This window comes from Neobacillus sp. DZ-9, assembly GCF_059587065.1.
Genome location: NZ_JCAIOL010000002.1, coordinates 153,176 through 177,745, shown reverse-complemented (window position 1 = coordinate 177,745; position 24,570 = coordinate 153,176). Strand labels below are relative to the sequence as shown.

General features: G+C 36.8%; 36 protein-coding genes and 1 pseudogene. 16 read left to right on the top strand and 21 right to left on the bottom strand.

Going from position 1 to position 24,570, the window contains the following annotated elements:
* Positions 1 to 6: 6 nt before the first annotated feature.
* The 11 genes from AC59HZ_RS05260 to AC59HZ_RS05210 form a co-directional block, all read right to left on the bottom strand.
* Complete coding sequence (locus AC59HZ_RS05260) at positions 7 to 1,296, bottom strand: replicative DNA helicase (protein WP_496544820.1); 1,290 nt, start codon at positions 1,294 to 1,296, stop codon at positions 7 to 9.
* Positions 1,274 to 2,134 (bottom strand): phage replication protein O, encoded by an 861-nt coding sequence (locus AC59HZ_RS05255; RefSeq protein ID WP_496544819.1) that lies wholly within the window; start codon positions 2,132 to 2,134, stop codon positions 1,274 to 1,276. The genes AC59HZ_RS05260 and AC59HZ_RS05255 overlap by 23 nt, the downstream gene beginning before the upstream one ends.
* A 33-nt stretch (positions 2,135 to 2,167) precedes the next feature.
* On the bottom strand, positions 2,168 to 2,911 hold the full coding sequence (locus AC59HZ_RS05250; protein WP_496544818.1) for an MBL fold metallo-hydrolase: 744 nt from the start codon (positions 2,909 to 2,911) through the stop codon (positions 2,168 to 2,170).
* Between the two features lie 3 nt (positions 2,912 to 2,914).
* Positions 2,915 to 3,814: a RecT family recombinase gene (locus AC59HZ_RS05245; RefSeq protein WP_496544817.1), complete on the bottom strand. Its 900-nt coding sequence runs from the start codon at positions 3,812 to 3,814 to the stop codon at positions 2,915 to 2,917.
* Between the two features lie 13 nt (positions 3,815 to 3,827).
* Entirely contained in the window at positions 3,828 to 3,980 is a 153-nt protein-coding gene (locus AC59HZ_RS05240; RefSeq protein WP_496544816.1) for a DUF6906 family protein, read from the bottom strand.
* Positions 3,977 to 5,491, bottom strand: a complete 1,515-nt coding sequence (locus tag AC59HZ_RS05235; RefSeq protein ID WP_496544815.1) for an AAA family ATPase — start codon at positions 5,489 to 5,491, stop codon at positions 3,977 to 3,979. The genes AC59HZ_RS05240 and AC59HZ_RS05235 overlap by 4 nt, the downstream gene beginning before the upstream one ends.
* Positions 5,492 to 5,508: 17 nt before the next feature.
* Positions 5,509 to 5,754 carry a hypothetical protein gene (locus AC59HZ_RS05230; protein WP_496544814.1) on the bottom strand — a complete coding sequence of 82 codons (246 nt, stop codon included), beginning with the start codon at positions 5,752 to 5,754 and terminating at the stop codon, positions 5,509 to 5,511.
* A 36-nt stretch (positions 5,755 to 5,790) separates the two neighbouring features.
* On the bottom strand, positions 5,791 to 5,925 hold the full coding sequence (locus tag AC59HZ_RS05225) for a hypothetical protein (RefSeq protein WP_496544813.1): 135 nt from the start codon (positions 5,923 to 5,925) through the stop codon (positions 5,791 to 5,793).
* Positions 5,926 to 6,099: 174 nt separating this feature from the next.
* Positions 6,100 to 6,246, bottom strand: coding sequence for a hypothetical protein (locus AC59HZ_RS05220; protein ID WP_496544812.1), 147 nt, complete (start codon positions 6,244 to 6,246; stop codon positions 6,100 to 6,102).
* A gap of 12 nt (positions 6,247 to 6,258) precedes the next feature.
* The gene (locus AC59HZ_RS05215) at positions 6,259 to 6,381 is read right to left on the bottom strand and encodes a hypothetical protein (RefSeq protein ID WP_496544811.1); all 123 of its coding nucleotides are present in this window, start codon (positions 6,379 to 6,381) and stop codon (positions 6,259 to 6,261) included.
* A 76-nt stretch (positions 6,382 to 6,457) separates the two neighbouring features.
* Positions 6,458 to 6,700 (bottom strand): helix-turn-helix transcriptional regulator, encoded by a 243-nt coding sequence (locus AC59HZ_RS05210; RefSeq protein ID WP_496544810.1) that lies wholly within the window; start codon positions 6,698 to 6,700, stop codon positions 6,458 to 6,460.
* Between the two features lie 150 nt (positions 6,701 to 6,850).
* Between AC59HZ_RS05210 and AC59HZ_RS05205 the strand changes: the two genes are divergently transcribed.
* From AC59HZ_RS05205 to AC59HZ_RS05160, 10 genes and pseudogenes are all read left to right on the top strand, one after another.
* Complete coding sequence (locus AC59HZ_RS05205; RefSeq protein WP_496544809.1) at positions 6,851 to 7,306, top strand: helix-turn-helix domain-containing protein; 456 nt, start codon at positions 6,851 to 6,853, stop codon at positions 7,304 to 7,306.
* A 187-nt stretch (positions 7,307 to 7,493) separates the two neighbouring features.
* A complete protein-coding gene (locus AC59HZ_RS05200; RefSeq protein WP_496544808.1) occupies positions 7,494 to 7,703 on the top strand; it encodes a hypothetical protein in 210 nt (69 codons plus the stop codon).
* 190 nt (positions 7,704 to 7,893) lie between these two features.
* Positions 7,894 to 8,208 (top strand): hypothetical protein, encoded by a 315-nt coding sequence (locus AC59HZ_RS05195; RefSeq protein WP_496544807.1) that lies wholly within the window; start codon positions 7,894 to 7,896, stop codon positions 8,206 to 8,208.
* A 146-nt stretch (positions 8,209 to 8,354) separates the two neighbouring features.
* Positions 8,355 to 9,092, top strand: coding sequence for an AAA family ATPase (locus AC59HZ_RS05190; protein WP_496545341.1), 738 nt, complete (start codon positions 8,355 to 8,357; stop codon positions 9,090 to 9,092).
* Positions 9,093 to 9,243: 151 nt separating this feature from the next.
* Entirely contained in the window at positions 9,244 to 9,537 is a 294-nt protein-coding gene (locus tag AC59HZ_RS05185; protein WP_496544806.1) for a 3-isopropylmalate dehydrogenase, read from the top strand.
* Positions 9,538 to 9,772: 235 nt separating this feature from the next.
* Positions 9,773 to 10,186: a hypothetical protein gene (locus AC59HZ_RS05180; protein ID WP_496544805.1), complete on the top strand. Its 414-nt coding sequence runs from the start codon at positions 9,773 to 9,775 to the stop codon at positions 10,184 to 10,186.
* Between the two features lie 80 nt (positions 10,187 to 10,266).
* Entirely contained in the window at positions 10,267 to 10,509 is a 243-nt protein-coding gene (locus tag AC59HZ_RS05175; protein WP_496544804.1) for a DUF7336 domain-containing protein, read from the top strand.
* 143 nt (positions 10,510 to 10,652) lie between these two features.
* A complete protein-coding gene (locus AC59HZ_RS05170; protein WP_496544803.1) occupies positions 10,653 to 11,171 on the top strand; it encodes an ImmA/IrrE family metallo-endopeptidase in 519 nt (172 codons plus the stop codon).
* Between the two features lie 67 nt (positions 11,172 to 11,238).
* Entirely contained in the window at positions 11,239 to 12,666 is a 1,428-nt protein-coding gene (locus AC59HZ_RS05165; protein ID WP_496544802.1) for a recombinase family protein, read from the top strand.
* Between the two features lie 14 nt (positions 12,667 to 12,680).
* A pseudogene (locus AC59HZ_RS05160) lies at positions 12,681 to 13,652 on the top strand (hypothetical protein); the annotation flags it as partial.
* A gap of 39 nt (positions 13,653 to 13,691) precedes the next feature.
* Here the strand turns inward: AC59HZ_RS05160 and AC59HZ_RS05155 are convergent.
* Positions 13,692 to 14,327 carry a phosphatase PAP2 family protein gene (locus AC59HZ_RS05155; protein WP_496544801.1) on the bottom strand — a complete coding sequence of 212 codons (636 nt, stop codon included), beginning with the start codon at positions 14,325 to 14,327 and terminating at the stop codon, positions 13,692 to 13,694.
* Between the two features lie 139 nt (positions 14,328 to 14,466).
* Here AC59HZ_RS05155 and AC59HZ_RS05150 point away from each other — a divergent pair, with 139 nt between their 5' ends.
* Positions 14,467 to 15,639 (top strand): M20 family metallopeptidase, encoded by a 1,173-nt coding sequence (locus AC59HZ_RS05150; RefSeq protein ID WP_496544800.1) that lies wholly within the window; start codon positions 14,467 to 14,469, stop codon positions 15,637 to 15,639.
* 22 nt (positions 15,640 to 15,661) lie between these two features.
* Here the strand turns inward: AC59HZ_RS05150 and AC59HZ_RS05145 are convergent, their stop codons facing one another.
* The 3 genes from AC59HZ_RS05145 to AC59HZ_RS05135 form a co-directional block, all read right to left on the bottom strand.
* Positions 15,662 to 16,384, bottom strand: coding sequence for an EcsC family protein (locus tag AC59HZ_RS05145; protein ID WP_496544799.1), 723 nt, complete (start codon positions 16,382 to 16,384; stop codon positions 15,662 to 15,664).
* A gap of 62 nt (positions 16,385 to 16,446) precedes the next feature.
* Positions 16,447 to 17,670, bottom strand: coding sequence for an ABC transporter permease (locus AC59HZ_RS05140; protein ID WP_496544798.1), 1,224 nt, complete (start codon positions 17,668 to 17,670; stop codon positions 16,447 to 16,449).
* Entirely contained in the window at positions 17,663 to 18,403 is a 741-nt protein-coding gene (locus AC59HZ_RS05135; protein ID WP_496544797.1) for an ABC transporter ATP-binding protein, read from the bottom strand. The genes AC59HZ_RS05140 and AC59HZ_RS05135 overlap by 8 nt, the downstream gene beginning before the upstream one ends.
* A gap of 594 nt (positions 18,404 to 18,997) precedes the next feature.
* Between AC59HZ_RS05135 and AC59HZ_RS05130 the strand changes: the two genes are divergently transcribed.
* Both AC59HZ_RS05130 and AC59HZ_RS05125 read left to right on the top strand, forming a co-directional pair.
* On the top strand, positions 18,998 to 19,417 hold the full coding sequence (locus AC59HZ_RS05130; protein ID WP_496544796.1) for an HIT family protein: 420 nt from the start codon (positions 18,998 to 19,000) through the stop codon (positions 19,415 to 19,417).
* A gap of 150 nt (positions 19,418 to 19,567) precedes the next feature.
* Positions 19,568 to 20,095 carry a tryptophan transporter gene (locus AC59HZ_RS05125; protein WP_496544795.1) on the top strand — a complete coding sequence of 176 codons (528 nt, stop codon included), beginning with the start codon at positions 19,568 to 19,570 and terminating at the stop codon, positions 20,093 to 20,095.
* 68 nt (positions 20,096 to 20,163) lie between these two features.
* Here AC59HZ_RS05125 and yhzF read toward each other — a convergent pair whose 3' ends face one another.
* Entirely contained in the window at positions 20,164 to 20,355 is a 192-nt protein-coding gene (yhzF, locus tag AC59HZ_RS05120) for a membrane protein YhzF (RefSeq protein WP_496544794.1), read from the bottom strand.
* Between the two features lie 222 nt (positions 20,356 to 20,577).
* On the opposite strand from yhzF, the gene AC59HZ_RS05115 reads away from it, so the two are divergent.
* Complete coding sequence (locus AC59HZ_RS05115) at positions 20,578 to 21,153, top strand: HTH-type transcriptional regulator Hpr (protein WP_430066360.1); 576 nt, start codon at positions 20,578 to 20,580, stop codon at positions 21,151 to 21,153.
* Here AC59HZ_RS05115 and AC59HZ_RS05110 read toward each other — a convergent pair.
* Entirely contained in the window at positions 21,150 to 21,488 is a 339-nt protein-coding gene (locus AC59HZ_RS05110) for a DUF1878 family protein (protein ID WP_496544793.1), read from the bottom strand. The two genes, AC59HZ_RS05115 and AC59HZ_RS05110, sit on opposite strands and share 4 nt — an antisense overlap.
* 207 nt (positions 21,489 to 21,695) lie before the next feature.
* Between AC59HZ_RS05110 and AC59HZ_RS05105 the strand changes: the two genes are divergently transcribed.
* Entirely contained in the window at positions 21,696 to 21,875 is a 180-nt protein-coding gene (locus AC59HZ_RS05105) for a hypothetical protein (RefSeq protein WP_191272637.1), read from the top strand.
* Positions 21,876 to 21,981: 106 nt separating this feature from the next.
* Here AC59HZ_RS05105 and AC59HZ_RS05100 read toward each other — a convergent pair whose 3' ends face one another.
* Together AC59HZ_RS05100 and AC59HZ_RS05095 are read right to left on the bottom strand one after the other, a co-directional pair.
* A complete protein-coding gene (locus AC59HZ_RS05100; RefSeq protein ID WP_223592945.1) occupies positions 21,982 to 22,074 on the bottom strand; it encodes a YjcZ family sporulation protein in 93 nt (30 codons plus the stop codon).
* A 32-nt stretch (positions 22,075 to 22,106) separates the two neighbouring features.
* Positions 22,107 to 22,193, bottom strand: a complete 87-nt coding sequence (locus tag AC59HZ_RS05095; protein ID WP_223593141.1) for a YjcZ family sporulation protein — start codon at positions 22,191 to 22,193, stop codon at positions 22,107 to 22,109.
* 207 nt (positions 22,194 to 22,400) lie between these two features.
* Between AC59HZ_RS05095 and AC59HZ_RS05090 the strand changes: the two genes are divergently transcribed.
* Positions 22,401 to 23,273, top strand: a complete 873-nt coding sequence (locus tag AC59HZ_RS05090) for a peptidylprolyl isomerase (RefSeq protein ID WP_496544792.1) — start codon at positions 22,401 to 22,403, stop codon at positions 23,271 to 23,273.
* Between the two features lie 42 nt (positions 23,274 to 23,315).
* Here AC59HZ_RS05090 and AC59HZ_RS05085 read toward each other — a convergent pair whose 3' ends face one another.
* The gene (locus tag AC59HZ_RS05085; RefSeq protein WP_496544791.1) at positions 23,316 to 23,510 is read right to left on the bottom strand and encodes a sporulation YhaL family protein; all 195 of its coding nucleotides are present in this window, start codon (positions 23,508 to 23,510) and stop codon (positions 23,316 to 23,318) included.
* Between the two features lie 83 nt (positions 23,511 to 23,593).
* Positions 23,594 to 24,538: a 3'-5' exoribonuclease YhaM gene (yhaM, locus tag AC59HZ_RS05080; protein WP_496545340.1), complete on the bottom strand. Its 945-nt coding sequence runs from the start codon at positions 24,536 to 24,538 to the stop codon at positions 23,594 to 23,596.
* Between the last annotated feature and the right edge of the window lie 32 nt (positions 24,539 to 24,570).

Here is a 24,570-nt window from a genome sequence, read left to right as displayed (position 1 = left end):
TCCTCTTCACTTACTTGGCAATTCAGTAAAGTGTTGTTTCCATCCTTGGAACAATAAGCGAAACTCATTAAGTCCTGTGTCTCTTCCCTTGGCAAAGGTTTGTTGAATAACTTTCCCACCCATTTCAGTATCATTAGGATCGTGCCAAAGAAACTCAACAACATCAGCATCTTGCTCAATTGAACCACTCTCCTTTAAGTGGGAAAGCAGGGGTCTAGCTGCAAACTTCTCTGAATCTCTGGACATTTGAGATAACATGATAAAGCAACAATCTAACTCCATTGCTATTCGTTTAGCCTCACCAGTGACGTTCCCTATAGCTGATGAACGGCTTTCACCTTTTTTCTGAGGTATCTTCATGATTTGAAGGTAATCGACTGCTATTACTGCAAGACGGCCATGCTTCTTTTTGATTTGTTTCGCAGTAGCTCTAATTTCTTCGATGGTTACTCCTGCAGAATCCTGAACGTATAACGGCAAGTCTTCAAATAATTCGTAAGCTATTTCAATCTGATCTAAATGTTCTTGGCTTAAATTTTTATGTTTAATTTTTTGGTAGCTGATTCCTGTTGCACTGGATATCCATCGGTCAATAAGTTGTTCTTTACTCATTTCCTGAGAAAATAGAATAACAGCACCCTTATTCTGCAGGGCAGCTCCTTGCAATCTTTGTAAGAGTAAAGCTGTCTTTCCAACTGATGGTCTGCCGGCCGAAACGAACAACCATTTTCTCCATAGCCCTTTAGCCCAATTGTCAAATTGCTCAAAATTCGTTTTAATGTATTGTGCTGGAGTTCTTATATGCTTGAAATAGATATCTCTCATTTCACTAAAGCTTCTCATTTTTGAAGTATCATTCGGCCTCAGTTCAGAAACTAATGCTTCGATACTAGCGAAATATTCCTCATCCGATTCAAAGTCATCCCTAGACATACCAGAAATGATATCGCCCATATTCCTTGTCCGTCGTTCCATAGCTTTTGAGCGAACAATTATAGCGTAATGTTCTACATTAGCTGTTGTTGGGCAAGATGCAGCCAATTGAGAAAGATAGGATACTCCACCTAAATCCTCTATATTCCCGAATTTCACGATTGCATTAGTAACGGTTATTAAATCAACTGGCTGTCCCTTCTTTTCTAGGTATCTCATAACCTTATAAATGGACCGGTGCCTTTCGATAGAAAAGTCCCTGTCCTCAAGAAATACAATGTCATCCAAAACATTAGGATCCAATAAGACAGCACCTAGGACGGATTGCTCAACTGCAATATCATTTTCCCCAATCAAAATCATTTGGATCATTCCCTTCCTGGACCCATCGTTGGAATTCGATGTCTTTATTTCGAAAGTTCGGTTGGTGTGTTTGTGGTTGCTTAGTCCTTTTGGTCGCTTTCATTTTTATGGCCAACTCACTGAATTTCTCTCGAAGCTTTTTGGCGGATAAAACATTCGTTTTCCAGAATTCATCTGTTGTAACCCAATCCATAACCGCTTTTGCTAAATGCTTGTCCACTCCGTCTATTTCAATAAGCTTTCTAAAATCATCGGCCCATTTTTGTAGATTAGCTTTTTTAAGGAGGTGTTCTACGCCTGCTTCTTTTGCTACCCTTGAAACTCTGTTAAAAAAATAAGTAGCCATTTTAAAATAAGAGCTTCCCTCGTCATACGTTGTTTGTTGACGAGTATTTTTTTTATTATTTTCTTTAATATTTTCTTTCTTGGGTATCTGATTAGTGACTAGTACTGGTAACGAATCAGTGACTAGTTCTGGTATCTGATTAGTGACTAGTGATGACTGGTCACTAATTGGTGACTGGTCACGCCATTCTTCATAATTCTTATTAAACTTCAAAATTTTGGTCCCCCTTGAACCGTTCCCAACGACACTGATAATCTTGCGCTCTAATAATGTTGTAAGCTCTCTTATAACGATAAACCTATGGTTTACTCCGATTGCTTGGGCAATAAAAGCATTTGATAACTCATGTTGCTTACGTTGAAATCCATAAGTATAACGCCAAATAACCAAGACTATTCGAAGTTGTGTGCCGTTGAGATTGGTTTTTGAGATATGTTCTAAAATCTCATTAGCAATCCTGGTGTGTCCTTTTTCAATTTGAGGGTTTGCCATGAGTAATCATCCGTTCATTTTTTTCTGTGGTCATTAAACCACCTGAATCTTATAATGTGTGCCAGCCCTTAATGCTTTATTGGTTAATGCCCTTTTTACCGTCATTTCTGCCAGCGCAGGCATGTTGTTTTTGCTTGAAAGATGCGTAAGATATATTTGCTCTCCCACACCCAATATGAGCCTAGAAAGAGCTTCTGCCGTCTGCTCATTGCTTAAGTGGCCGATATGGGATAGTATTCTTGCTTTAACGCTGTTTGGATAGTCCGATACCTCCACCATGTTCGGTTCATGATTAGCTTCAATAATGTAGATATTTGAATACTCCATAGCAGCTAACATGTCTGGATCTACTCGCCCGGTATCCAAACATATTGAACATTTTTGACCTTCATAGTCGCTTATGACGTATCCAATTGGATCATGAGCGTCATGGTGCGTTTTAAATGATTCAATATACCAATCATCGGAATTAATATCGCTACCAGCTTTGATTGGCCTTTGTAAATCTTCATCCACACCTTTTATGACCTTCCACTCACCTTCAGCTGCATAAACTGGAATTCTATATTTATTGGCCAATGGTAATCCTTTAACGTGATCAGAATGTGCATGCGTGATAAAGATGGCTGCTATTGAATCAACACGGATCCCGACTTCCAGGAGACGCTTTTCAATTTTGGTTTTGGCAATACCGGCATCAACAAGAATAGTAGTTTGATTGGACCGGAGAGCAATGCAATTGCCCCCCGAACCAGATGCTAAGATATCGACTTTCATGGCTTACTCCAATAAATCGCCATCAGCCGCTTGAGCTTCCTGCATTTCGATATTCATATCCAGCAGATGATTTAATGCAACATAATCAGAAAGAGTGCCTTTGAAATTAGGAATATTCTTTTCCATATATTCCTTTTGTCCGTCCTTATCAATTCCTAGATGTTTAAACTTGTTTGCAATCAATGAGCGCATGGTTTTGATATTGGATGCCTCATCGTCCTGTTTTGGTGGTGGTGCATCAATTACATCTTGATTAGGTGTTATATCTTTTCGTTGCTGTGGCTGTGGTTTGTACTCAGGAATGGTGTTTTCAGGCTCGCTATTGGCAATGGTTTCATCCTCAAATTCAAGACCGTATTGGCGTTTTAAAGCACGTTGCTGTACATGTTTACCAAACATATCTGAAGTCCACTTGTTCCAGTTATCTTTGTTTTGGCCGGTAAACATATGGGCGACCTCTTCAATATCCATAATGACTGTTACAGGGCGATGGCCATCTCTATAGGCGATGGAATAGGCACCGATGATTTTCCCTCTTGGAAAGCCTATTTCATGGAGAACAACTTCCATTTCCTTTGTTTCCTTGTTCATCGCAATTTTAAATTCATCATTCTCATGGACCATCTGAGTATCTGGTGGCTGGAATCCTTCCATTGTCCGGGCTTTTGCTAAATATGCTTCAGCAGCAAATTGAATCCGTGCAGTATTCCCATACTTAATAAAGAAAATCTCGTTTTTGAAAGGATCCAGACCATAAGAAGCTGCTTTATGAGCAAACAATAAGAATTCCGTGTCCGTTGCTGTAGGAGCAATAGATGTGCGAATTACTTCTAAAACTTGTGGAGCAAATGCTTCTGTGATTTGTGGTGTTAATGGTAATGCTGCTAATTGGTTTTTTGACATAATCTTTTTCCCCCTATATTAAAATCGTTTTCATTTCTCCGGTTTCTCGGTGAACAATAAGCATTTGGTCATGTTGTTTTTTTACAATCAACCAATTCATTGGGTTTAGTCCTGCTTCTAAGAAAATCTTCTTTTGGTTTCGAGTAGGTCTTTTCCCGTTTTTCATTTGCTCACCTCAATCTTTAATTCCTGATCAGCAACAACTCGACTAATAATCAACTGGCCATTTGGCTGTTTAAAGCTAGTAATGGATTCGGCATTGTCAACAAAGCATGGAGTAATTAAGCAGCTTTGCTGTGAAAGTACATCTCTTAGTTCCAAGCCGGCACGAATGCCCTCAGAAAGTGAAAGCCTTTGATAGCCTTTACCATCCAATTCAATTTCAAAGTCAGGTTTGTATTCCCCATCCCCTTTGTTTTGTTTAAAGAGACGGACAGACAAGGTTGTAAACACGGCTTGTACTTTTTCGGCTTGTAGTTCTGCCTCTTTTGCCCTAAAAGCTTTGATACTATCGAGGATGAAAATACTAGCTTTTAAATCTTGGAGAGTAGCATTTTCATCAGCTTCGGCAGATTTTACTTGTGTATCAAGGGTTTGGTATCTGGAATAATCCTGCATCGCTAGTCTTAATGGCTGCCCTTTTTCATCGATTTCTTTAATCTGCTCTCTTAATTCGGTTACATCGATGTATTCCAATGCGGCAAGTTGGACTCTTAATTCATCACGCTTTTTGACTAGTCCATTATGGTTAGTTTTGTATTCAGCCATACGATGTTCCTTATCTACCTTTACAGCCTCAACTGATTCTTCATCTAGCGGACGTTTGCAAGTACGGCAAGTATCTTCAATTGCTTCATTTTTAAGTGCCGGCCATCTTTCCTTTGACATTTCAATTTGGTCCTGAAGGTTACAGATCTGCGACTGCAGATTATTAAAAGCCTGGTTCTTTTCAAACGCCGCATCCATTTGGCTTTCAAGTTCTCGAACTTTTTTATCAAATTGCCCTAACTCAGCTTTAATGGAGTCGATATCAAGTTTTTCCTCAGATAATTGCTCCAACTGCTCTTTTAATGTCTTGGTGCGACTTTGTGCGGCAATATAGGCTTTGTCCTTTTTATTTTTATTGTCCTTATGAATTTTCTCTAAATCATCTAAACTATGTTTTTTTAGATTACGTTCCAATACCTCTCGTTGGGCTTCTGGAAGTTGTTTTAAGACTTCTTTGCTTACAGGAGACATAACATACCTTAAAAGCAATTCACGCTGTTTTTCCCAATGAAGAGAAGGAAAATATGACGGATTATATTGAGACATAAATAAGTCTTTATCAAATAATTGTTCTATTACATCAGTGAATTCTTTTGCTTTGCTAGGGACCTCGTTTATGTAGTAGGTCGCTTTGCCTTTCTTAAGTCCCCGGCCTAGTAGTAATTGTTTTTCATCAACCATTAAATGAAGTTGTACTAAAGTTTCATCAGCTGCATAAGTTATTGGTGTCGGGTCCATCTTGCTTCCAAAGGCATCTGTGCCGTAAAATAACCAACAAGGGGCTTCCACAACAGTGGATTTTCCTTTTGCATTGTCTGCAGAGATCTTGGTCAGGTCGCCAAACTTAACTTCAAGGTCTCTGTGAGATTTGTAGTTTTGTAGATTTAAAGAAATGAATTTTATTTCCACGATTAAACCTCCTATAATTAAGCCAATTCTTGTTCTAGCCGTTTGATTTCTGCTTCTGCTGCTCCGATGTAAGCCGCAATTACCTCTTCCAAAAGGTCATTTCTTTGCTCAACAATGTTTACATTGTGTTCAACACTATAAAAGATGATTCTTTCTGCATCATTAATCTTGTGAACATTCGCTTTTAGTTCATCGATTTCACGGATTATGTTCTTCGCTAAATCAACCCTGGCTTCCATATATTCAAGTGTTTTCCTATCCATCCATCTCTCCTCCTCTAAAGCTATGAAACAAATAAATTAGTTTTCATGGTGTTCCAATATATATCCGACAGTTACTACTTCACGAAGGTTTGTAGAATACTCGACAGCATCCAATTTTGTGTGGAAATCGCCGTCTGAAACATAAGCTAAAAGCTCTTTACTAATTTGCACGTTTATCACCTCCTAGAAGCCATTTATCACCTGCCCAAAATAAAGCCAATGCTATTGAAAAAAACATAAGAGCAAATGCGATGTACCCCGTATGAACCACCTCCTTAAGTTAGAACAACTTTTCATCGTGTTTTTTCGCCATTTGGCTAAAAAATTTAGAGGACTAAGCCTCTGCTAAAATTGTTCTTGCATTGCTTTTTTATAGCAACTTAATCTTGCTGCACGTTTATACCAGGAATCATTTCTTTTTGTTGGATGAACAGATCCAAGTTGAGCAACCTTTTTTGTGTAGTAAGAAATACGGCGAACATTTTTATTCACTTTCATCCCTCCTCAAGAACTCTTTTTATTTTCCTGCTGCTGGGTTCTTTGTTGTTCTGCTAAATGTCTAAGTAATCCAGGCAATAAATGTTTTTCAACGGCTTTGGCTAATTTGTGAGCTGGCACCTTAATCATTTGATCGCCTCCTTATTAATGTGTATGAGAAGCTGATTGTCTGCTATGTTTTGACAACCTTGGGGATACTAAGATCTCATGCAGTATTAATTCCGTTTCTCATTTCGCGAACTTTATCATCAAAAAAAAGTGCTTCAATTGGTACGCCAAGAGCATTTGCAAGTAACGGAACTTTTTCAGCAGTCAAATTCCTTCGACCTTTTTCAATATCTGCATAGCTTGAAGCAGTTTTAAAGCCAAGTTTTTTTGCTACAAACTTTTGCTTTATTCCCTTTTCGATTCTAATTTGTCGAGCAATTTGACCAACTTTTGCATCCATCGTTTCACCTCAATTTCGCATATTGCGAACTAACTACCTTTATAGTAATTTCTCATTTCGCGAATGTCAACATAATTATTCTCATTTTGCGAAATTATATATCGAATATGCGAATTTAGGATAAAATCATTATATTAGGAGGTGTATCCAGTGAGTGAAATAATGGGGAAACGATTGAAGCATTTAAGAGAGAAAAGTGGATATCAGCAAAAATTTGTTGCCGACAAAATCGGTGTTAAAAACAATACTCTCTCTGGGTACGAATCAGGGAATAGGGAACCTGATTCAGAGACTCTCACAAGGCTTGCAGATTTTTATGAAGTTACGACAGATTACCTCCATGGAAGAACTGATGATCCAAAGGGATATGTAGTATTAGACCCAGACACGCTCCTGCAAATGTACGGAATTGAGCCCAAAGATAAAAACATTACATTTGATTCCCTGGCAGAAATCACCAAACTTGCTAAAAATTATGGTCTGGAACAATTAGGTTTCTTCGACATCGAGGAATGGAAAAACCTAAGCCCTGAAGAAATAATGATGTTGGATGCACAATTTAAAGCTGTAGCTGAATTAGCTAAAAAGCGGAAAGAAAACAAGTAGACGCTAAAGACACTCATAGGTTATAAAACCAGTGGTGTCTTTTTTTATGATATGTTAAGTTTAATGTCAATTGTTTATTAAACTAACGGGGCAGGTTTGTTCAATATGGGATAATTAACTCGCTTTGGGAAACGAATAAAAGTGAAGTAAATGGAATCCTTTAATACAATAAATAGGAGTAGTAAAGATGAATTCTTTAATGAAAGATTTTTTATTTTATTTAATGGCATTCTTAGGTGTTTTAATTATGTTTATTAGCGTCATTAATATGTGGATAATAGATACGAAAAATAAGAAGAGTGAACAAAAAAAAAGTAAATCAAAACATGTAAAATTACTGATATTTGGGTTAATTGTTTTTATTTTATCCCGTATCTTACATGGACAAATTCTTTAAGTGGTTAATAATGGCAACCCCTATTAAGCTAAAGGGTGCATATGTTAAAGATGGGATTGCTGCGGCGATCCCGTTTTTTTATTGTGCTAACGGGGCAGTTTAGTTGAACAAGAAATAATAATTTAAGCATAGATTTCTTTGTGGTAAAATATGTTAGTAGTACAAGCTGGAGTCGGATGGAGGTTTTTATATGAAAAGGAAATTAGTTTTAACTCTTGGTTTTGCAGGAGTTTTAGCGTTATCAGTTGGTTTTGCGGAAAACTTACAAAGCACAAAGGTATCAGCAGAAGAACAGCCTGAATTAGCAGAACAAACAGTAGAAAACGGAACAGGATTTTATTTTACAAAATGGAAACTATTAACTGAAGGAAGTGATATTCCCACAGTTATTACAGTTGAAGAACAATACGGGGCAGAGAAAATGCTAAAAAATATGCCAACTGGGTTTAAGGTATTTGTACCACAAGAAAATGGAACAGGATTCTACGTTTCAAAAGCGAAATAGTTTATTAAACTAAAGGGTGCGATTGTTCAATAAGAGCAGTCGCTTTTTCTTGTTCCGCTAACGTTGCGGGGTACTTCAATAAGAATTATCTCAAAATCTCGCAATACCCGTTATAATAAAAATAAAAAAGCGGAGTGTAGCCAATGCTGTTTTTACGTAGAATTACTCTTTTACGAGAAGAAGTTCCCGATTTTAATACGTACCCATTCACTGTTCCTGCTATAAGAGGAATGGATGCATTGGACTTAGATAGTGAAGTAACATTTTTTGTAGGGGAAAATGGTTCTGGAAAATCTACTTTGCTTGAGGCAATTGCTTACAAGTGTGGGTTTAATACCGCGGGGGGAGGAAGAAACAATATATTTGATGTAGATTCATCCCACGCTGCTTTAGGAAATTACATTCGTTTGTCTTGGTTGCCAAAAATCAGTCAAGGCTTCTTTTTAAGGGCTGAAAGTTTTTATCATTTTGCTACTCATCTGGATGAACTAGCCAAAGAAGATCCGACTATTTATCAAGCATATGGGGGTAGGTCATTACACCACCAGTCTCACGGAGAATCCTTTTTATCATTATTTTTAAACCGTTTTTCGGGTAAGGGCATTTATATATTAGATGAACCCGAGGCAGCATTATCGCCAGCTCGCCTATTAGCATTTATGAGGGTTATTTATCAATTGGTGAGTAGTGGAAACTCTCAATTTATCATCGCCACACATTCGCCTATTCTTCTGGGGTATCCAAATGCAAACATCTTTAGTTTTGATTCCAATGTAATTGAAAGCGTCAGATATGAAGACACAGAACATTATCAAATAACAAAGGGATTTTTAAATAGAAAGGAAAGGTACTTAGAAGAGTTGTTTTTAAATGACGAGGATTAATAAAAATATAGCTTACTCAACTAAAGGGTGCAAGAGTTAAAGAAAGTGATCGCTGCGGCGGTCTTTTTTATTTTTGAGCTAGAATGGCAGAATAGTTCAACAAGGTTTTTAGTTTTAATGGTAAAATATGTTTATTAAAGGGGGCAGTTGAATGAGTAATTTTTTCTTAATCCTTATGGGCTTTTTTATTGTTGTTGCAAATGTTATTGGATTTATATCCTACAAGAAAAAGAAAAATCTATACTTTACGGCTTTTACAATATTATTATCAGCAGTTTTATTTGGGGCAATCGGTGGTGTATTAGCACTTTTGGTTATTCGTGATGCTTTTGCAATATTTTACGGCTTGCAAGTAGGATATTATTTATTAATAAATAGTGTTATTGTTTTTTTAATCGCCATTTTAGCAACTGTAATAAATAGATATAACAACAGAACAACGTAATTCACGACTACATTCAACTACCATGGAAGAACGTGTTAAAATTCCATTCTCTGTGGTGCAGCTTTGCTGCATAGTTGGCTAACGGGTGCATGAGCTGTACAAGGTTGCTAAGGTAGCCTTTTTTTGTTCAACTAACGGGGCAGTTTAGTTGAATAAGCATTCAAAGAATTCTATTAAAAAAACCAACAATAACAGAAATTGAAATGGTAATATTTAATAAAAACGGGGTCGTAGGATGAAATTAAAAAGTGCGGTAATTACCATTATATTTTTTATCTTTCTTGGAGGTTGTAGTGATACGGAAGAACCAAAAATTCAAGATAAAAAACTGGATGAAGCATCGATGAATTTCGAGATGAACAATGTTAAACCTTTTTTACAACGCATTAGCCCATTAGTTGAATCAGGTTTTTCAGCAGAAGAAATTAACCAAGTACAAGAAAAGTTAGAAAAAATGAAACCCGATGATGAGTATGAGGTTGGTAGATTCGATATAGTTTATCGAGACAAAAATACGCCTTTTATCATAAAGGCTTTTATGGATGGTCCTGAAGCACCTGATGTTTATATCTATACAGAACCTGATTTAGCTACCCAGATACAAGAGGAAATGATTAAGTTTGCAGATGAATTGGAAGCTAGTAATTGAAAAACTATGACCTACCTTCTTCAACTATCAGGTGCTTTTGTTTCACAAATAAAAAACGGAAAAATAGGGGAAGTGTTTCTATGGGGTATGTATATGTTTTAGAACACAGTTACGAGTATGAATATGAAGGCGAAATGTTTGATGAGATAAAAATGATTGGTGTCTTTTCAACAAAAGAAAAGGCGGAAGAAGTGATTGAAAAATATATGACACTACCTGGGTTTAAAGACCATCCCAAGGAATGCTTTCATATAGGCAAACACGAGATTGATAAAATTAGTGGATGGGATGAAGGCTTTATTAAATGGAAGGATGCTTATTAAGCTAACGGGTGCTTTAGTTAAAGAACAACTCCGAAATATTAAAGAATAAAATAGATCGTTTTGTAATGTCCATTTAATTGGGCATTTTTTATTGTTTTTACGAACAAATGTTTGTATAATTTTATCGAAAGGTGGGGAATTTGGTGGAATTATATAAAAATACTTATAGAACAACCGCCCTAGAGGATTGGGTAACGGACTTTTATATTCGCTTAAAAATCCTTCATCCTCGGCAGATTAATGAGGATCATATTGCACGGATTTACAGTATCTTTATCAAACGTTGGGAATTGCCTTCCTTCCACAAAGTTAATGGAAATTTTCGAGGAATTTATATTAATAAATTAAAACCGAAGGACCAGCAAAGAGAAATATTTTTCCACGAACTCTGTCATGTCCTTAGACATATGGGAATCCAAACCATGATGCCAGCTGCTTTTCGTGAGCTGCAGGAATGGGATGCCAGGCATTTTACTTTGTATGCCGCCATTCCCCATCACATGATTAAATTTATAGATTTTGAGGACGAATATGTTATTGACCAGATGGCTGGACTTTTTAAGGTTACACCAGAACTATGTGAGGAACGCTTGGAACAGATCCGCAATCGATGCTCCCATATTAAATATATTGCAGAAAATCGGAATACTTATGAAGTATAGCCATTATTTAACGGGATATTTTATAAGAGACTTTATATATCATTGATTGTGGAAAGGAGGAAAAACAATGAGGGCTGTTGACTATGACCGTGTATCTACGGATGAACAATTTAAACAAGGCTACAGTATTGAGTCTCAAAAAGAATTAAATGGTAAGTTTATAGAGTCACAGAACTGGACGCATGTTGACTCTTATGTGGATGATGCTAGCGCGAAAGATCTAAACAGAAAAGACATGCAGCGCTTGATAAAAGATGCTAAGGATAAGAAGTTTGATGTTGTTGTCTTTTACAAATTGGACCGTCTTGTAAGGTCTGTAAGTGACCTGGATAAGTTACTCAAGATATTTGACGCGAACAATATCGCTATTCGCTCAGTAACCGAACCATTTGACACGACAACAGCTATGGGAAGGTTTCTTATTACCTTGGTTGCTGCTATTGCACAATGGGAGCGTGAGACGATTTCAGAGCGTGTGACGGTTAATATGTTGGCAAAGGCAAATAAAGGTGAACGTAATGGTGGGCGCGCTCCGTTTGGATATAAACTTGTGGATGGGGAATTAGAAATCAATCAAATGGAAGCAAATCTAATTGAGGAAATGTTTCGGCTATATACTAATGGTCATGGAATACGTTCAATCGTATTGTATTTACAGCAATTTGGAGTTTATAAGGACATCAGGACGATTGGTCGGTGGCTTGAGAATCCAGTATATACCGGCCGTTTAAGATGGGGAAATAATTCTAAAATGGATGCCATCATTTACAATGAAATTACCCATACAGCAATCATTAATGATGAGACCTTTGAAAAGGTTCAGGAACTAAGAGGTAAAAGAAAAATAGATGGAAAGAAAGCAACCTCACCTTTTCACTTTTCAGGTGTTCTCCGATGTGCAAGGTGTGGTGGAGCTCTCTCAGGATACAGTAGAAAGGCAAGAGGCTCGAAACATTACGTCTGCATTAATAAGAAAAATTTTGCAACCTGTGACCTTCCACAATTCACTGAACATGCATTAACTCAAATCTTTTTAGATGAATTAACCGCTGATGATCCTGAGCAATTTTTAAACTTGTCAAAGGAATTTAATTTAGAGAAAAATGAACAAGACAACCAATCACATTTAATTAAGGATTTAGAAAGAGAATTGGCTGCTATTAAGACTCGCAAAAAGAATTGGCTCCTGGCATTAGGCAATGGTGTAATGAGTCAGGAAGAATACAAAGAGTTAAGTCAGGAAGATACACGGAAAGAAGAAATGATAAAAGAGCAGTTGGCCGCGATAATACCAAGTGAAGTTAAATATGATCGAAATGAAATATTATCACTGCTTGAGCACATTCCACATTTATGGGATACTGCAAATGATTTAGAAAAGAAAGCATTTATTAATGACCTATTTGAATCAATCACTGTTGACGTTCCAAGCAGCTATTACCGGGCTCCAGGTAAGACCCCTTCTGTTTTAATAACTGAAGTAAAATTCCTCTAAAAAATAAAACTCCTTTGTTGTCGTTAGGCACCGCCATGGCAATGAACTTGTTTGGTCATGGGATTGCTTTATCTGGGGATTTCGTGATTCAGGCTGCTCCAAAGCTAACTTCTGATGCAGCAGGCATTCCAATCCAAGAGGTCATTAATGCCAGCGTTCCTTTAGTTTTCACAATGGGGATTGTTACAACCGTTACGGCTTTCTTCTTTTTAAGGAGAGATATGAAGCGGGGCGTCCTAAAAATAACAGATTCTGTTATACAAGACACTCATGAAGAAGAAAAAAATCAGCCAGCACTTTTATCCGTTGCCCAAAAACGATTCTTCGCCATTTTAGTGCCTTTATTATTTGCTGCTGATGTTGCTGCTATGACTATTTTAGAATTAACTGGCGGCGATGCAACCGCATTAATTGGAGGAACCTCCATCCTCATATTGTTGCTAATCACATTAACCACTCACAAAAATAAAGGGCTTGAAAAAACCACTCAATATTTAATAGAAGGATTTACCTTTGGGTTTAAAGTGTTTGGACCTGTTATTCCCATTGCCGCATTCTTCTATTTAGGTGATGCTGGTTTTGGAAAAATTATTGGTGATTTCTTACCGAAAGCCTCACAAGGAATCGTCAACGATTTAGGTGTCGCTCTAGCCAATGTTGTGCCATTGAGTAAAGAAGTGGGAGCGGTTACATTAACCACAGTTGGGGCAATTACTGGATTAGATGGTTCAGGATTCTCTGGGATTTCTCTAGCTGGCTCAGTTGCCGCCCTTTTTGGCACAGCCATCGGCAAAGGTATTGCTACCTTGACAGCACTTGGGCAAATTGCAGCGATTTGGGTAGGCGGCGGTGTCCTCGTACCATGGGCGTTAATCCCAGCGGCTGCTATTTGTAAGGTAGATCCATTCGACTTAGCCAGAAGAAACCTTGTCCCAGTATGTATAGGATTGGTTGTAACAACGATAGTTGCAATGTTTTTAATCTAAACTAATAATTAAGAGGCAGATTAATTTTCTGCCTCTTGCTTACTTTACCCGCATTTTAAAATATTTATAGATTAATAGCGAGCAAAACACCCATATGTACCCTATAGCATATCCGCCTAATACATCAGAAGGAAAATGAACCTGCAAAATGATTCTGCTTGCCCCTATTAAAAGAATTAAAATGGTTGCGGCACAGACAATAATGATCTTCACAGTTTTTGATTTGGCGGCTTCCATTAAAAGATAAGCAATTAAAAAATAAACAATCATCCCCACCATCGCGTGTCCGCTTGGATAGCTGTAGCTTTTTACTTGGACAAGATGCTCAAGGTCGGGTCTAGGCCGGTCAAAAAGATTTTTTAGAAGTTTACTAGCTTCATTACCTAATGCTACTGACAAGGCAAAAACAGCAGCACCCAAATAGTTTCTTTTCCTCAGTATTAACCAGGCAAGTGTTAATAAGCCAACACCCCCAATCCCTTTTTTATCACCCATTTCGGTTATCTGAACAAAAAAGGGAATGACAGAATCAGGAACATGGGCTGCCCAGCCTGCCACACTATCATCAATAAAAAATAGACTGTGTAAGGCAACTTTAATAGAGGTGTATAACGTGATTAACACAGCGATGATGATATAACTATAGGAAAAATACCATTTATTTTTAAGATCCATTCCGCAAAATCCTTTCTTACTAGTTAAATTACTTTTAAAAGTATAATGAAAGAGGATATTAAAATCTACAATTCAAGGTAAGAAATGTTAAAATAGTTTGAAAATACATTCTAAATAATCAAAGGTTGGGGGTTTACATATGTTAAATAATCTTTTTGCTAAATTAGAAAATTACTATGATGAAATGGTCTCGATTCGGAGGTACATGCACCAGCATCCAGAACTTTCCTTTGAAGAATATGAAACAGCAAAATTCATTAAATCCTTTTATGAGAATCTGAATATTGAAGTCGAAGGGAATATTGGCGGAAATGGTGTGGTAGCAAGGATATATGGGAAAAGGCCTGGTAAAACTGTTGCACTAAGAGCTGACTTCGATGCCCTGCCAATTCAGGACGAAAAGGATGTCCCTTACAAGTCATTAGTACCTGGCGTGATGCACGCCTGTGGACATGACGGTCACACTGCTACTCTCCTCGTACTGGCGAAAGCCTTGAATGAACTAAAAGATGAACTTGAAGGAAACTACGTCTTTATTCACCAGCATGCCGAAGAGTATGCACCCGGCGGGGCGAAATCGATGATTGAGGCAGGATGTCTAAAAGGGGTAGATGTCATTTTCGGGACACATTTATGGGCAAGTGAACCGACAGGGAAGATTCAGTATCGAACTGGACCGATTATGGCAGCAGCTGACAGGTTTGAAATTGATATTCAAGGTAAAGGTGGACATGGAGCCCAGCCTCATAAAACGAAGGATGCTATCGTTACTGCCTCACAGCTTGTATTAAATTTACAACAAATTGTCAGCCGTAAGGTTAATCCGGTTGAATCCGCTGTTGTAACAGTTGCTTCTTTTACGGCTCAAAATGCGTTTAATGTCATTGCAGATAAAGCAAAACTGATTGGCACCGTCCGAACGTTTAATGAAGATATCCGCCAGTTCATCGAGGATGAAATGAAACGAATTATACATGGCACATGTTATTTGGCGGACTGCGGTTATGAATATCATTATTTCAGAGGATACCCTCCGGTAGTAAATCATGCAAATGAAACAGAATTTTTAATTTCATGTGCTGAAGATGTTCCTGAGGTTCTAACCATTGAAGAAACCGAGCCCCAAATGGGCGGTGAGGATTTCGCTTATTATTTACAGGAAATTCCAGGTACATTCTTTTATACAGGAGCAAAACCAGTCAAAGATGATGCTGGTTTCCCCCATCACCATCCTAAATTTGATATAGATGAAAAAGCGATGCTAATTGCCGCTAAAACACTCGGAACCGCCGCAATAAAATTTCAGAAATAAATTAAACGAACCCCTGAACAATTTATAGTTCAGGGGCTTTTTGCAAAATTCTTAACCTGAAGGCATTCATCGCGGTTTCTCCCAAATGCTTTAAGAGATTGTTATTGGCATAGGCACCAACAAAAGCCCCAATTCCCGGGACAAGCTGCAGCATTTTAACCAGGTCAATATAATCCCGATATTCCTGTTGAAACTTGCACCAATCCATTTCCACTAGCACTTGTTTTCGTGTTTCCCAATTTTCAATCTCAGATAAAGTATTTTTCCGGATTTCATCACTTGAAAAAGCAAGCTGAAAAACATGGAGAATAAATAACCTTTCCTCATAATCCTTGGTATTGAATCCATAAACTGCTGCTGTCTCAAAAAGATATTTCATTTTAATGGTAAGCAGTAATGGAAAATCAGCCAGCCCGAGTAAAATACCTCCTGCCCCCGTACCCGCTCCTTCAATTATTGCGGTTTTTTGAAAAGTAGATATTTTTTTTCGAGCCAATTCATCTCGTTCAGCTAATGTCATCCCGCTTGCCTGATCCTTATTTGTCGTTACCTGCGAACCGAATAATGTTGCTTTGACCATCGCCTTTATACTCTCTGTCATCACCTCATGGACCTTTTCCGGAATGAATTCATTTATTTTCCCCTGTGCTTTTTTGGAGAGACGATTCATCATTCCTGACCGTCTCATTATTTTTCTTTTCCATTCTTCTACTTCTTCATAGACTTCCAATTCATATTCATTCATTTTTATGACCCACCCCTCCATAATAATTTATGCTTATTTACAGTGGAATCTGCCCAATGGTTTCAAATGGAGGATACATCTTTTACACGGTTTTTACTGTAAAATTTCACAAACATGAAGGTAAACAAAAGGCCTCCAAGTAACGCTAGAAATGCAAGAACCAGTTCACCTTTAATTAAAATGAACATAGCGAAAATCACAGCCTGGACAATCATAATAATCATTAATAATGAATGAAAAGCAGCTGATTTATACTTAGTCGCAACAGGATATAAATCAACCCATAGCTTGTTTTGATGATGGTTCCATAACGGAAGAAGCTGAAAACCGGTTAAATATAAAAATAAGACACTTAACAGAATTTGCCCCAACCCAAACGATATAAAATAAATGGCAAATGTTCCAATCACTGTTAGGCGGATAAAAAGACCAAGGTAATCAGATGATCGCAGGAACGTTCTAGAAAATAAATAAAGATACGTTTTTTCTTGAGAAAAGCTCATTCCATTAATAATGAAATCAAGCCATTTTCTTCTTTTAACTGTTTCTTTTAACTTAGGCACATCGGTAAAGAGATTAGCCAACCGATAAAAAGAGGCCATTCTTTTTTCTTCCCCATCAATTAATAAATCCCACTTCAGACCCATTCTTTTTGTTCGCACATAAAAGGAGTAAAAATAAAAGGCCAGGATTATAACGATAAGGAAAAGGAGCAGAACGTTTGCCTGCTTAAATAATAAATAGGAAAAAACTGCATTTAAAAAATAACGGACAACCAAATCCCATCTATGTACAGACGATTGAACATAATAGTGGATTCTCCAGCTTGAAGCAAGATTCCATGCCTTTAAAGCTAACAAAACCACGAAAAACAGGAAAAAGCGGTGGAAACCTTCTCTGCTTATGTGTGCATACATTGGCATTAATATTGCAAGAGCCATTAGTAGAATATATCCTTGAAAAAAAAGGCTGGATAATCCTGAACGAAAAAAATATCCTTTTAATTTTTCTTCAAGCGGTATTAAGAACACTTTATCCGCTTCCAATAAAAAATTATAAACCGGACTATAGGTTAAGAACCCCCCAATAATTATGGCCATGATAATTTCTGCCGGAAATCCAGAAGAAAGTCCCTCAATCCATTTTTGATAATAAAAGGATGCTGTACCAATAAGAAATAACAAAACAATAACAAGATGCCCATTAAAAATATATCTAAGATACCTGCCTAAATCCTTTACTCGAACCCCTGCCCGATCCTTCCAAAGCTTTTTTTCATCAAACATAATTTTCTTCCTTTGTTAATTGGATATATAAATCATCTAATGAAGCTGCAGGCATTGAAAATTGTTCCCTTAATTCCTCTAATGTTCCCTTTGCTCTAATTTTTCCTTCATGGAGGATTACAAAGCGGTCACAATATTTTTCGGCAGTTGCCAAAATGTGGGTTGACATTAAAATACCTGCACCACTTTCCTTCATTTTTTTCATTAAATCAAGCAAGGATTGGATTCCGAGGGGGTCTAGTCCAACAAAAGGTTCATCGACAATATAAAGAGATGGCTGCACTAAGAAGGCACACATGATCATTACCTTTTGTTTCATCCCTTTTGAAAAATGTGCCGGAAACCAGTTCAGGCGTTTTTCCATTCGAAATTCAGCCAACAAAGGTGCAACTCTTGATTGATACCTCGATTCATCCAGGCCATAGGCCATAGCTGTTAATTTCAAATGCTCGTCCAATGTAAGCTCTTCATATAAAACTGGAGTTTCGGGAACAAAGGTGAACAAGTGGCGATATGCCTCTTTATCCTCAGTAAAAGATTTTCCATTAATTTTTATGGCTCCCTTGTGCGGCTCCATTAATCCGATGATATGTTTTATGGTCGTACTTTTTCCGGCTCCATTTAGTCCGATGAGACCAACCATTTCTTTTTCTTTTACTTCAAAAGAAACATCCTTTAAAACCGGGTTTCTAGTGTATCCCCCGACAAGATTTTCGATTGTTAATAAAGACATTTTTTAACGTCCTTCCATAGCATGATTATGGTTTATTTTATCAAAATGCGTTCAATAAAAATAGGAATTCAATTTTTCGATTTTTTTTTGTATATTTCTTTCATAACCGGACATCATAATATTCGAAGGGGAAACAACTTACTTCGGTGAAGCAATTCATCAAAATTTGAAATGAGGTGTCTGTTAAAGACATTTTCCATTCAAACAAGTAAGCTTCTCAATCGTATCAGATAAGGGGATGGTTGTTTTGTACAATGTGCATGGTAACCATTTGGAGTTCAAGTAACACCACTGTTTATCTTAAAAAAATAAACGGCAAATGAGGTGTTTACCGCAGATCGCCACCTGTTTTTATAAGTTGGGAAAACATATAAAAACACATATAGGGGATGGTCAGCTTGAACAATGATGTCTCTTTATAAAAACACTCTACGAAAAATGAGGTGTTTATCAAAGAACACTCCTAATTGAACGTCAATATGAAGCAATCCCCTTCGAGAGGGCAGGATTCCATGCGAATCCTGTTCTTTTCTTTTTTATCCGTCTATATTATGGTAAAATAAGACAAACATTTTATGAAGGGCTGTGAAAAAGATGAGTGAATGCATTTTTTGTAAAATTGTCAATGGTGATATTCCTGCAGCAAAAGTTTTTGAAAACGAACATGTTTTGGCTTTCTTGGATATTAGCCAGGTGACAAAAGGACATACGCTAGTTATTCCCAAAATCCATAAGGAGAACTTATTTGAATTAACGCCTGAGATTGCCAGAAATATGTTTGAGGTTGTCCCTTCCATTGCCAACGCATTAAAGCGTGAATATGAACCAATTGGACTTAACACGATCAACAATAATGGTGAGCATGCCGGCCAATCTGTATTTCACTACCATATGCATTTAATTCCTCGTTACGGAAAAGGTGATGGATTCGGAGCAGTCTGGAAAAACAATCAAGGTGATTATTCTCCCCAACAATTGCAGGAAATGGCTGCAAATATTTCAAACCAGCTTTAATTTTCAAAAAATAATTTTCAAATTATCAGAAAATTATTTCTTTATTAATATTATATTATTATGTTATAATGAATCTAAGTTTTTCGCTGCAGGCAATGAGTGCACTGCAGGAGAAACAAATAGCTTAGAAGAGCAGAGGAGAGATGAGAAATGAATACAAAAAATCTTGTTGTTTTAGCATTGTTAGCGGGGATTGGGGTAGTTTTACACACGGTAATGCCATCATTCTTTGGAATTAAGCCAGACATGATGCTGGCCATGATGTTTTTAGGAATAGTCCTTATTCCAGAATTTAAAAGTGTCATGTTACTAGCTATTGTTACTGGTGTGCTGTCCGCATTAACAACTGGTTTTCCAGGCGGTCAAATTCCAAATATTATCGATAAGCCTATTACTGCAATTGTCTTTTTTGGTTTATTTTTAGCCTTAAAAAAATACCGAAATTCTGTTGTGAGTGTCGCAGTCTTAACTGCAGTGGGAACAGCTGTTTCAGGGACTGTCTTTTTAACAGCTGCGTATTTGATTGTCGGCTTACCTAATTCATTCGCATTACTATTCTCAGCAGGTGTATTACCTGCAATCGCACTAAATGCCATTACTATGATTATTTTGTATCCAGTTGCCCTTTCAATCGTTAAAAGAACTAAAATATCTACAGCTTCCGTCATTCAAAAATAATGGTCGGGATCCTTTTTAAGAAAAGAACCCAACAGGGTTCTTTTCTTAAATTCGAATATTACCAGATTTTATAAAAAATAAGAAAGCATGGAAGCAACGAGAAGGCAAATTCCACACCCTCCTGCTAATGCCGTAATTCTTTTCTTTAAAACTTGTTTCGGCGGATAGACACCAGGTCTTTTATAAATTAATAAATATTTAAATGTGCCCAAAAAAAGGATGGCACTAAGGATAAAGAAAATTACAGTTGCACTTTTCATTTCTTGCCCCCTTGAAATATTAAAAATTTTCTAATTATTCTTGTAACTATTTATATGATTGATCGTCCATTCCTATGAACAAGGCAAGTTTTTTGCATAAAAATGAAATATCAAGATAAAATTTTCATAATTTCTAAAAATTTTGTGAATTTATATCTTTATTAATTTTTATTTTATTGGCATAATGATAATAGAGAAATATAAAAGTAGGTGAAAATGGGGATGACAGAGAAACAATATTCAATGAAGGAAGCTTTCTTTTTTAGTCAACGAATTGCACAATTAAGCAAGGCGCTTTGGAAATCAATTGAGAAGGATTGGCAACAGTGGATTAAACCGTTTGATTTAAATATTAACGAGCATCATATTCTATGGATCGCCCATCATTTAAATGGTGCTTCCATCTCCGACGTGGCAAAGTTCGGAGTGATGCATGTATCCACAGCGTTTAATTTTTCAAAAAAGTTAGAAGAAAGGGGTTTGCTTCAATTTTCTAAAAAAGAAAATGACAAGCGAAACACCTACATTCAACTGACTGAAAAAGGTGAAGACATTTTACTGCAATTAATGGAAACCTATGAGCCGAATAGTAATTCTGCTTTTTCTGGGGCCCTTCCACTAAGGGAACTATATGGCAAATTCCCAGATTTTATTGAAACGATGGCAATTGTTCGCAATATTTACGGAGCAGATTTCATGGAGATTTTCGAACGTTCTTTCCATAATATTGAGAGCGAATTTATCGAAGAGAATGGGAAACTTCGTAAGTCTGAGAAGCCCGAACAAGAACTTGCTTAGATGTATTTTATGAACTCTAGAAATAATGTCTTGAAAAGATCTTGCTTTATACATGCCTTTAGTACTTCTTTTATTTCCAGTGTTCCTGGTAAAGAAGCAGATAATTCGTCGAAAAGCGGATGAAAGTATACATAACCTTCCGCTTTTTGTTCTTCTAATTTTATGCTCATTTCATCACATAATTGAAAGAAATTTATAACTTCCTGTTTAGATATTCCCCTTTCAATAATGAGCTTATAAAATTCAAGCTTTGGATTGTTAAGGAGTTCTAAAAGCAGTTTTTGATGGTATTCCAGCAGGTTAATTCTTTGTAATAGAATTTCGTATTCTGTCATAATTAAGCCCTCATTTCAAAACTTTAAAGTTAGCATATTAACATTATTCACTTATTTTAATTAAGGGTAAACCCTTTTTTAACAACTGTCTGAAATTTTATGCAACTGAATAAAAAGTCTAATATTCTTCCACTCTTTTTGACTATCTTTTTTTCGTAATTTTTGATAATGTATTAAGCATAATGAACAACAAGGAGGGAATCGTTGATGATCTCCATTTTTATTGTCTTCGCTATTTTTATCTTGTTTTATGTAAATAAAATGACCAGTTCCCTTTGTATTCAAAAAGAAATACCTGAAGAACGCCAGCATAAGGTTTTTCGTACCATTAATGTTCTAATCACCATCCTTCTGATTTCTTCATATTTGGAAATTTTATATACATAATCCAATTGTTATCTTATTGCGGGACAAAGGATATGTAATGGACCAAAAACATTAAAAAATAGAAGCGATGAGGAAATCTCATCGCTTTTAGTTTACCATTTTGTAATTAATAAACCCAAGAAGCTCCGATAATAATTAATAAAATGAAAAGGACAACGACTAACGCAAATCCTCCACCATATCCACCTGCACCAGACATTTTTTTACCTCCTTTCAGCAAACTTCAAATTTTTAGTAAATCCAGGAAGCTCCAACAATAATCAATAGTATGAAAAGTACTACAATTAGAGCGAAGCCAGCTCCATATCCACCACTCATCGTAATACCTCCTTTATCATTTGCTACCATATACTATTCAACCAGTATTCATTTCGTTTAGGCATTTACCAAAAATTTTTGGAAAAGACCCGGGTGCATTTCTGTAATATTCAAAAAACAAACACAGTTTAAATTTTTGCAGTAGTTCGCATTTATGTTATAGTAGAGATTGTGGACAAGAATATACTGTTTAGGAGAGATTTCAACATGAAAAAATGGATTTTAGCCCTTTCTTTAGCAAGCGGGGTTCTTGCTTTAAGTGCTTGTAATCAAAGCGGATCTGATACAGTTGCAGAGAGTAAGGTTGGTAATGTTACCCAAGAAGATCTTTACAATACGATGAAGGCAAAATATGGTGAACAAGCCCTCCAGCAGCTGGTTTATGAAAAGGTTCTTTCTAAGAAGTACAAAGTAACCGATAAAGAATTAAATGACAAAATCGACCAATTAAAATCAGATCTAGGTGCAAACTTTGAAACTACCCTTGCTCAATATGGGTACAAAAGTGAAGATGACTTAAAGAAAACGATGAAGCTTGGCATGCTTCAAGAAAAAGCTGCACTGAAGGATGTAAAAGCAACAGAAAAAGAAATGAAGGACTACTACGATAACTATAAGCCTGAAATTAAAGCACGCCACATTCTTGTTGCTGATGAAAAAACAGCAAATGAAGTAAAGAAAAAGCTTGATGGCGGTGCAAAGTTTGAAGATGTTGCAAAAGAATATTCAACAGATACAGCATCAGCGCAAAACGGCGGCGATTTAGGCTGGTTTGGAGCCGGAAAAATGGATCCTGACTTTGAAAAAGCAGCATATGCATTAAAAGTCAATGAAATTAGTGCTCCAGTGAAAACACAATTTGGCTATCATATTATTCAGGTAACCGATAAAAAAGAGAAAAAATCCTATGCTGACATGAAGAAAGAAATTGAATATCAAGTAAAATCATCTAAATTAACTAGCGAAGAAATTAACAAAGCCATGGAGCGCGAGCTTAAAGCTGCAAATGTAAAAATAAATGATAAAGACCTTAAAGATGCACTGAAGCCGCAAACTTCAGCTGCTGCTGCTGGACAATAATAAAAAAAAGCGGAAGCGCCCAATTAGGCGTTTCCGCTTTTTTTATTCACCTGTAGCCTTTAGTTCCTCTTTCATTTCTTTTTCGCGCTCTAGACGTTTTATATAGATTTCCCCTTCTTGCTCAATGTTTTCAAGTTCAAGCTTTCGTTCTTCTCTGCCTGTTTTAATGGCCATGAGTGCACTAACTACAATTCCAACCACAACTGCATAAATCCAAATAGGAATAGTCAATATCATTTGCTCCCTTCATTAGTGGCTGTCCACTTTTTATTAAAATCATATTCATTGCGATGAAAAAAAATAACCCTTAATGGGTTATTTTATTTATGAAAAACTGGCTTATAGAATGACCGATTATCCAACGCATAAATTCGCTCAGAAAATTCACCAGGCTTTACTCTTTCGAGAGCGCGGTCAAGCATATTCATTTTAGCATCGAGATTATCAATATAATGAAGAATCTCTGCCTCTTTAATTAATGGTGGTTTCGGACTGCCCCATTCAGCTTTACCATGATGGCTTAGAACCAAATGCTGAAGAATAAGTACTTCCTCACCTGTAATTCCCAGTTCCTCGGCTGCTTTGCCAATTTCATTGATCATAATTGTGATGTGCCCCAGTAAATTACCTTGGATCGTATAAACGGTTGAAACGGGTCCGGATAATTCCATTACTTTTCCCATATCATGCAAGATAACTCCTGCATAAAGTAAGTCTTTATCAAGACTAGGGTACAATGATGCAATTGCCTTCGCCAGGTCAAGCATACTAACGACGTGATAGGCAAGTCCTGAGACAAACTCATGATGGTTTTTTGTGGCTGCTGGGTATTCCAGGAACGCCTTTTGATGTTTTTTGATTAAATGACGTGTAATTCGTTGGATGTTGGGATTTTTCATTTCAAAAATATATGAGGTCAGCTTGCTGACCATCTCATCTTGACTAAGTGGAGCTGTTTCGAGAAAATCATCCAATTTAACGCCATCTGATGGTCCAGTCGGCCGAATCTGACGAATCTTTAATTGGCTTTTCCCACGGTAATTTTGTAAATCCCCCTGAATTTTGACAATATTTTGGGCTGCGTAAGTTTTTTCTTCCTCTTCACCTGCATCCCAGAGCTTTGCCTCTATCTCACCGCTTTGGTCCTGAAGGATTAACGTCAAAAACGGCTTGCCATTACTCGCAATTCCTTTTGTTGAACTTTTTATTAATAAAAATAATTCAACCTGTTCCCCAATCTCATAATGCAGTACACCTTTAGTCAACATAACCACGCTCCTTCTTTTAGTACGAGTAT

What these genes read in the sequence shown, in the direction of transcription:
- AC59HZ_RS05260 (WP_496544820.1), bottom strand. Translation starts at nt 1,296, where the DNA reads ATGATTTTGATTGGGGAAAATGATATTGCAGTTGAGCAATCCGTCCTA.
- AC59HZ_RS05255 (WP_496544819.1), bottom strand. Translation starts at nt 2,134, where the DNA reads ATGGCAAACCCTCAAATTGAAAAAGGACACACCAGGATTGCTAATGAG.
- AC59HZ_RS05250 (WP_496544818.1), bottom strand. Translation starts at nt 2,911, where the DNA reads ATGAAAGTCGATATCTTAGCATCTGGTTCGGGGGGCAATTGCATTGCT.
- AC59HZ_RS05245 (WP_496544817.1), bottom strand. Translation starts at nt 3,814, where the DNA reads ATGTCAAAAAACCAATTAGCAGCATTACCATTAACACCACAAATCACA.
- AC59HZ_RS05240 (WP_496544816.1), bottom strand. Translation starts at nt 3,980, where the DNA reads ATGAAAAACGGGAAAAGACCTACTCGAAACCAAAAGAAGATTTTCTTA.
- AC59HZ_RS05230 (WP_496544814.1), bottom strand. Translation starts at nt 5,754, where the DNA reads ATGGATAGGAAAACACTTGAATATATGGAAGCCAGGGTTGATTTAGCG.
- AC59HZ_RS05215 (WP_496544811.1), bottom strand. Translation starts at nt 6,381, where the DNA reads ATGATTAAGGTGCCAGCTCACAAATTAGCCAAAGCCGTTGAAAAACAT.
- AC59HZ_RS05210 (WP_496544810.1), bottom strand. Translation starts at nt 6,700, where the DNA reads ATGGATGCAAAAGTTGGTCAAATTGCTCGACAAATTAGAATCGAAAAG.
- AC59HZ_RS05200 (WP_496544808.1), top strand. Translation starts at nt 7,494, where the DNA reads ATGAATTCTTTAATGAAAGATTTTTTATTTTATTTAATGGCATTCTTA.
- AC59HZ_RS05195 (WP_496544807.1), top strand. Translation starts at nt 7,894, where the DNA reads ATGAAAAGGAAATTAGTTTTAACTCTTGGTTTTGCAGGAGTTTTAGCG.
- AC59HZ_RS05185 (WP_496544806.1), top strand. Translation starts at nt 9,244, where the DNA reads ATGAGTAATTTTTTCTTAATCCTTATGGGCTTTTTTATTGTTGTTGCA.
- AC59HZ_RS05180 (WP_496544805.1), top strand. Translation starts at nt 9,773, where the DNA reads ATGAAATTAAAAAGTGCGGTAATTACCATTATATTTTTTATCTTTCTT.
- AC59HZ_RS05175 (WP_496544804.1), top strand. Translation starts at nt 10,267, where the DNA reads ATGGGGTATGTATATGTTTTAGAACACAGTTACGAGTATGAATATGAA.
- AC59HZ_RS05165 (WP_496544802.1), top strand. Translation starts at nt 11,239, where the DNA reads ATGAGGGCTGTTGACTATGACCGTGTATCTACGGATGAACAATTTAAA.
- AC59HZ_RS05155 (WP_496544801.1), bottom strand. Translation starts at nt 14,327, where the DNA reads ATGGATCTTAAAAATAAATGGTATTTTTCCTATAGTTATATCATCATC.
- AC59HZ_RS05150 (WP_496544800.1), top strand. Translation starts at nt 14,467, where the DNA reads ATGTTAAATAATCTTTTTGCTAAATTAGAAAATTACTATGATGAAATG.
- AC59HZ_RS05145 (WP_496544799.1), bottom strand. Translation starts at nt 16,384, where the DNA reads ATGAATGAATATGAATTGGAAGTCTATGAAGAAGTAGAAGAATGGAAA.
- AC59HZ_RS05140 (WP_496544798.1), bottom strand. Translation starts at nt 17,670, where the DNA reads ATGTTTGATGAAAAAAAGCTTTGGAAGGATCGGGCAGGGGTTCGAGTA.
- AC59HZ_RS05135 (WP_496544797.1), bottom strand. Translation starts at nt 18,403, where the DNA reads ATGTCTTTATTAACAATCGAAAATCTTGTCGGGGGATACACTAGAAAC.
- AC59HZ_RS05130 (WP_496544796.1), top strand. Translation starts at nt 18,998, where the DNA reads ATGAGTGAATGCATTTTTTGTAAAATTGTCAATGGTGATATTCCTGCA.
- AC59HZ_RS05125 (WP_496544795.1), top strand. Translation starts at nt 19,568, where the DNA reads ATGAATACAAAAAATCTTGTTGTTTTAGCATTGTTAGCGGGGATTGGG.
- yhzF (WP_496544794.1), bottom strand. Translation starts at nt 20,355, where the DNA reads ATGAAAAGTGCAACTGTAATTTTCTTTATCCTTAGTGCCATCCTTTTT.
- AC59HZ_RS05115 (WP_430066360.1), top strand. Translation starts at nt 20,578, where the DNA reads ATGACAGAGAAACAATATTCAATGAAGGAAGCTTTCTTTTTTAGTCAA.
- AC59HZ_RS05110 (WP_496544793.1), bottom strand. Translation starts at nt 21,488, where the DNA reads ATGACAGAATACGAAATTCTATTACAAAGAATTAACCTGCTGGAATAC.
- AC59HZ_RS05105 (WP_191272637.1), top strand. Translation starts at nt 21,696, where the DNA reads ATGATCTCCATTTTTATTGTCTTCGCTATTTTTATCTTGTTTTATGTA.
- AC59HZ_RS05100 (WP_223592945.1), bottom strand. Translation starts at nt 22,074, where the DNA reads ATGTCTGGTGCAGGTGGATATGGTGGAGGATTTGCGTTAGTCGTTGTC.
- AC59HZ_RS05095 (WP_223593141.1), bottom strand. Translation starts at nt 22,193, where the DNA reads ATGAGTGGTGGATATGGAGCTGGCTTCGCTCTAATTGTAGTACTTTTC.
- AC59HZ_RS05090 (WP_496544792.1), top strand. Translation starts at nt 22,401, where the DNA reads ATGAAAAAATGGATTTTAGCCCTTTCTTTAGCAAGCGGGGTTCTTGCT.
- AC59HZ_RS05085 (WP_496544791.1), bottom strand. Translation starts at nt 23,510, where the DNA reads ATGATATTGACTATTCCTATTTGGATTTATGCAGTTGTGGTTGGAATT.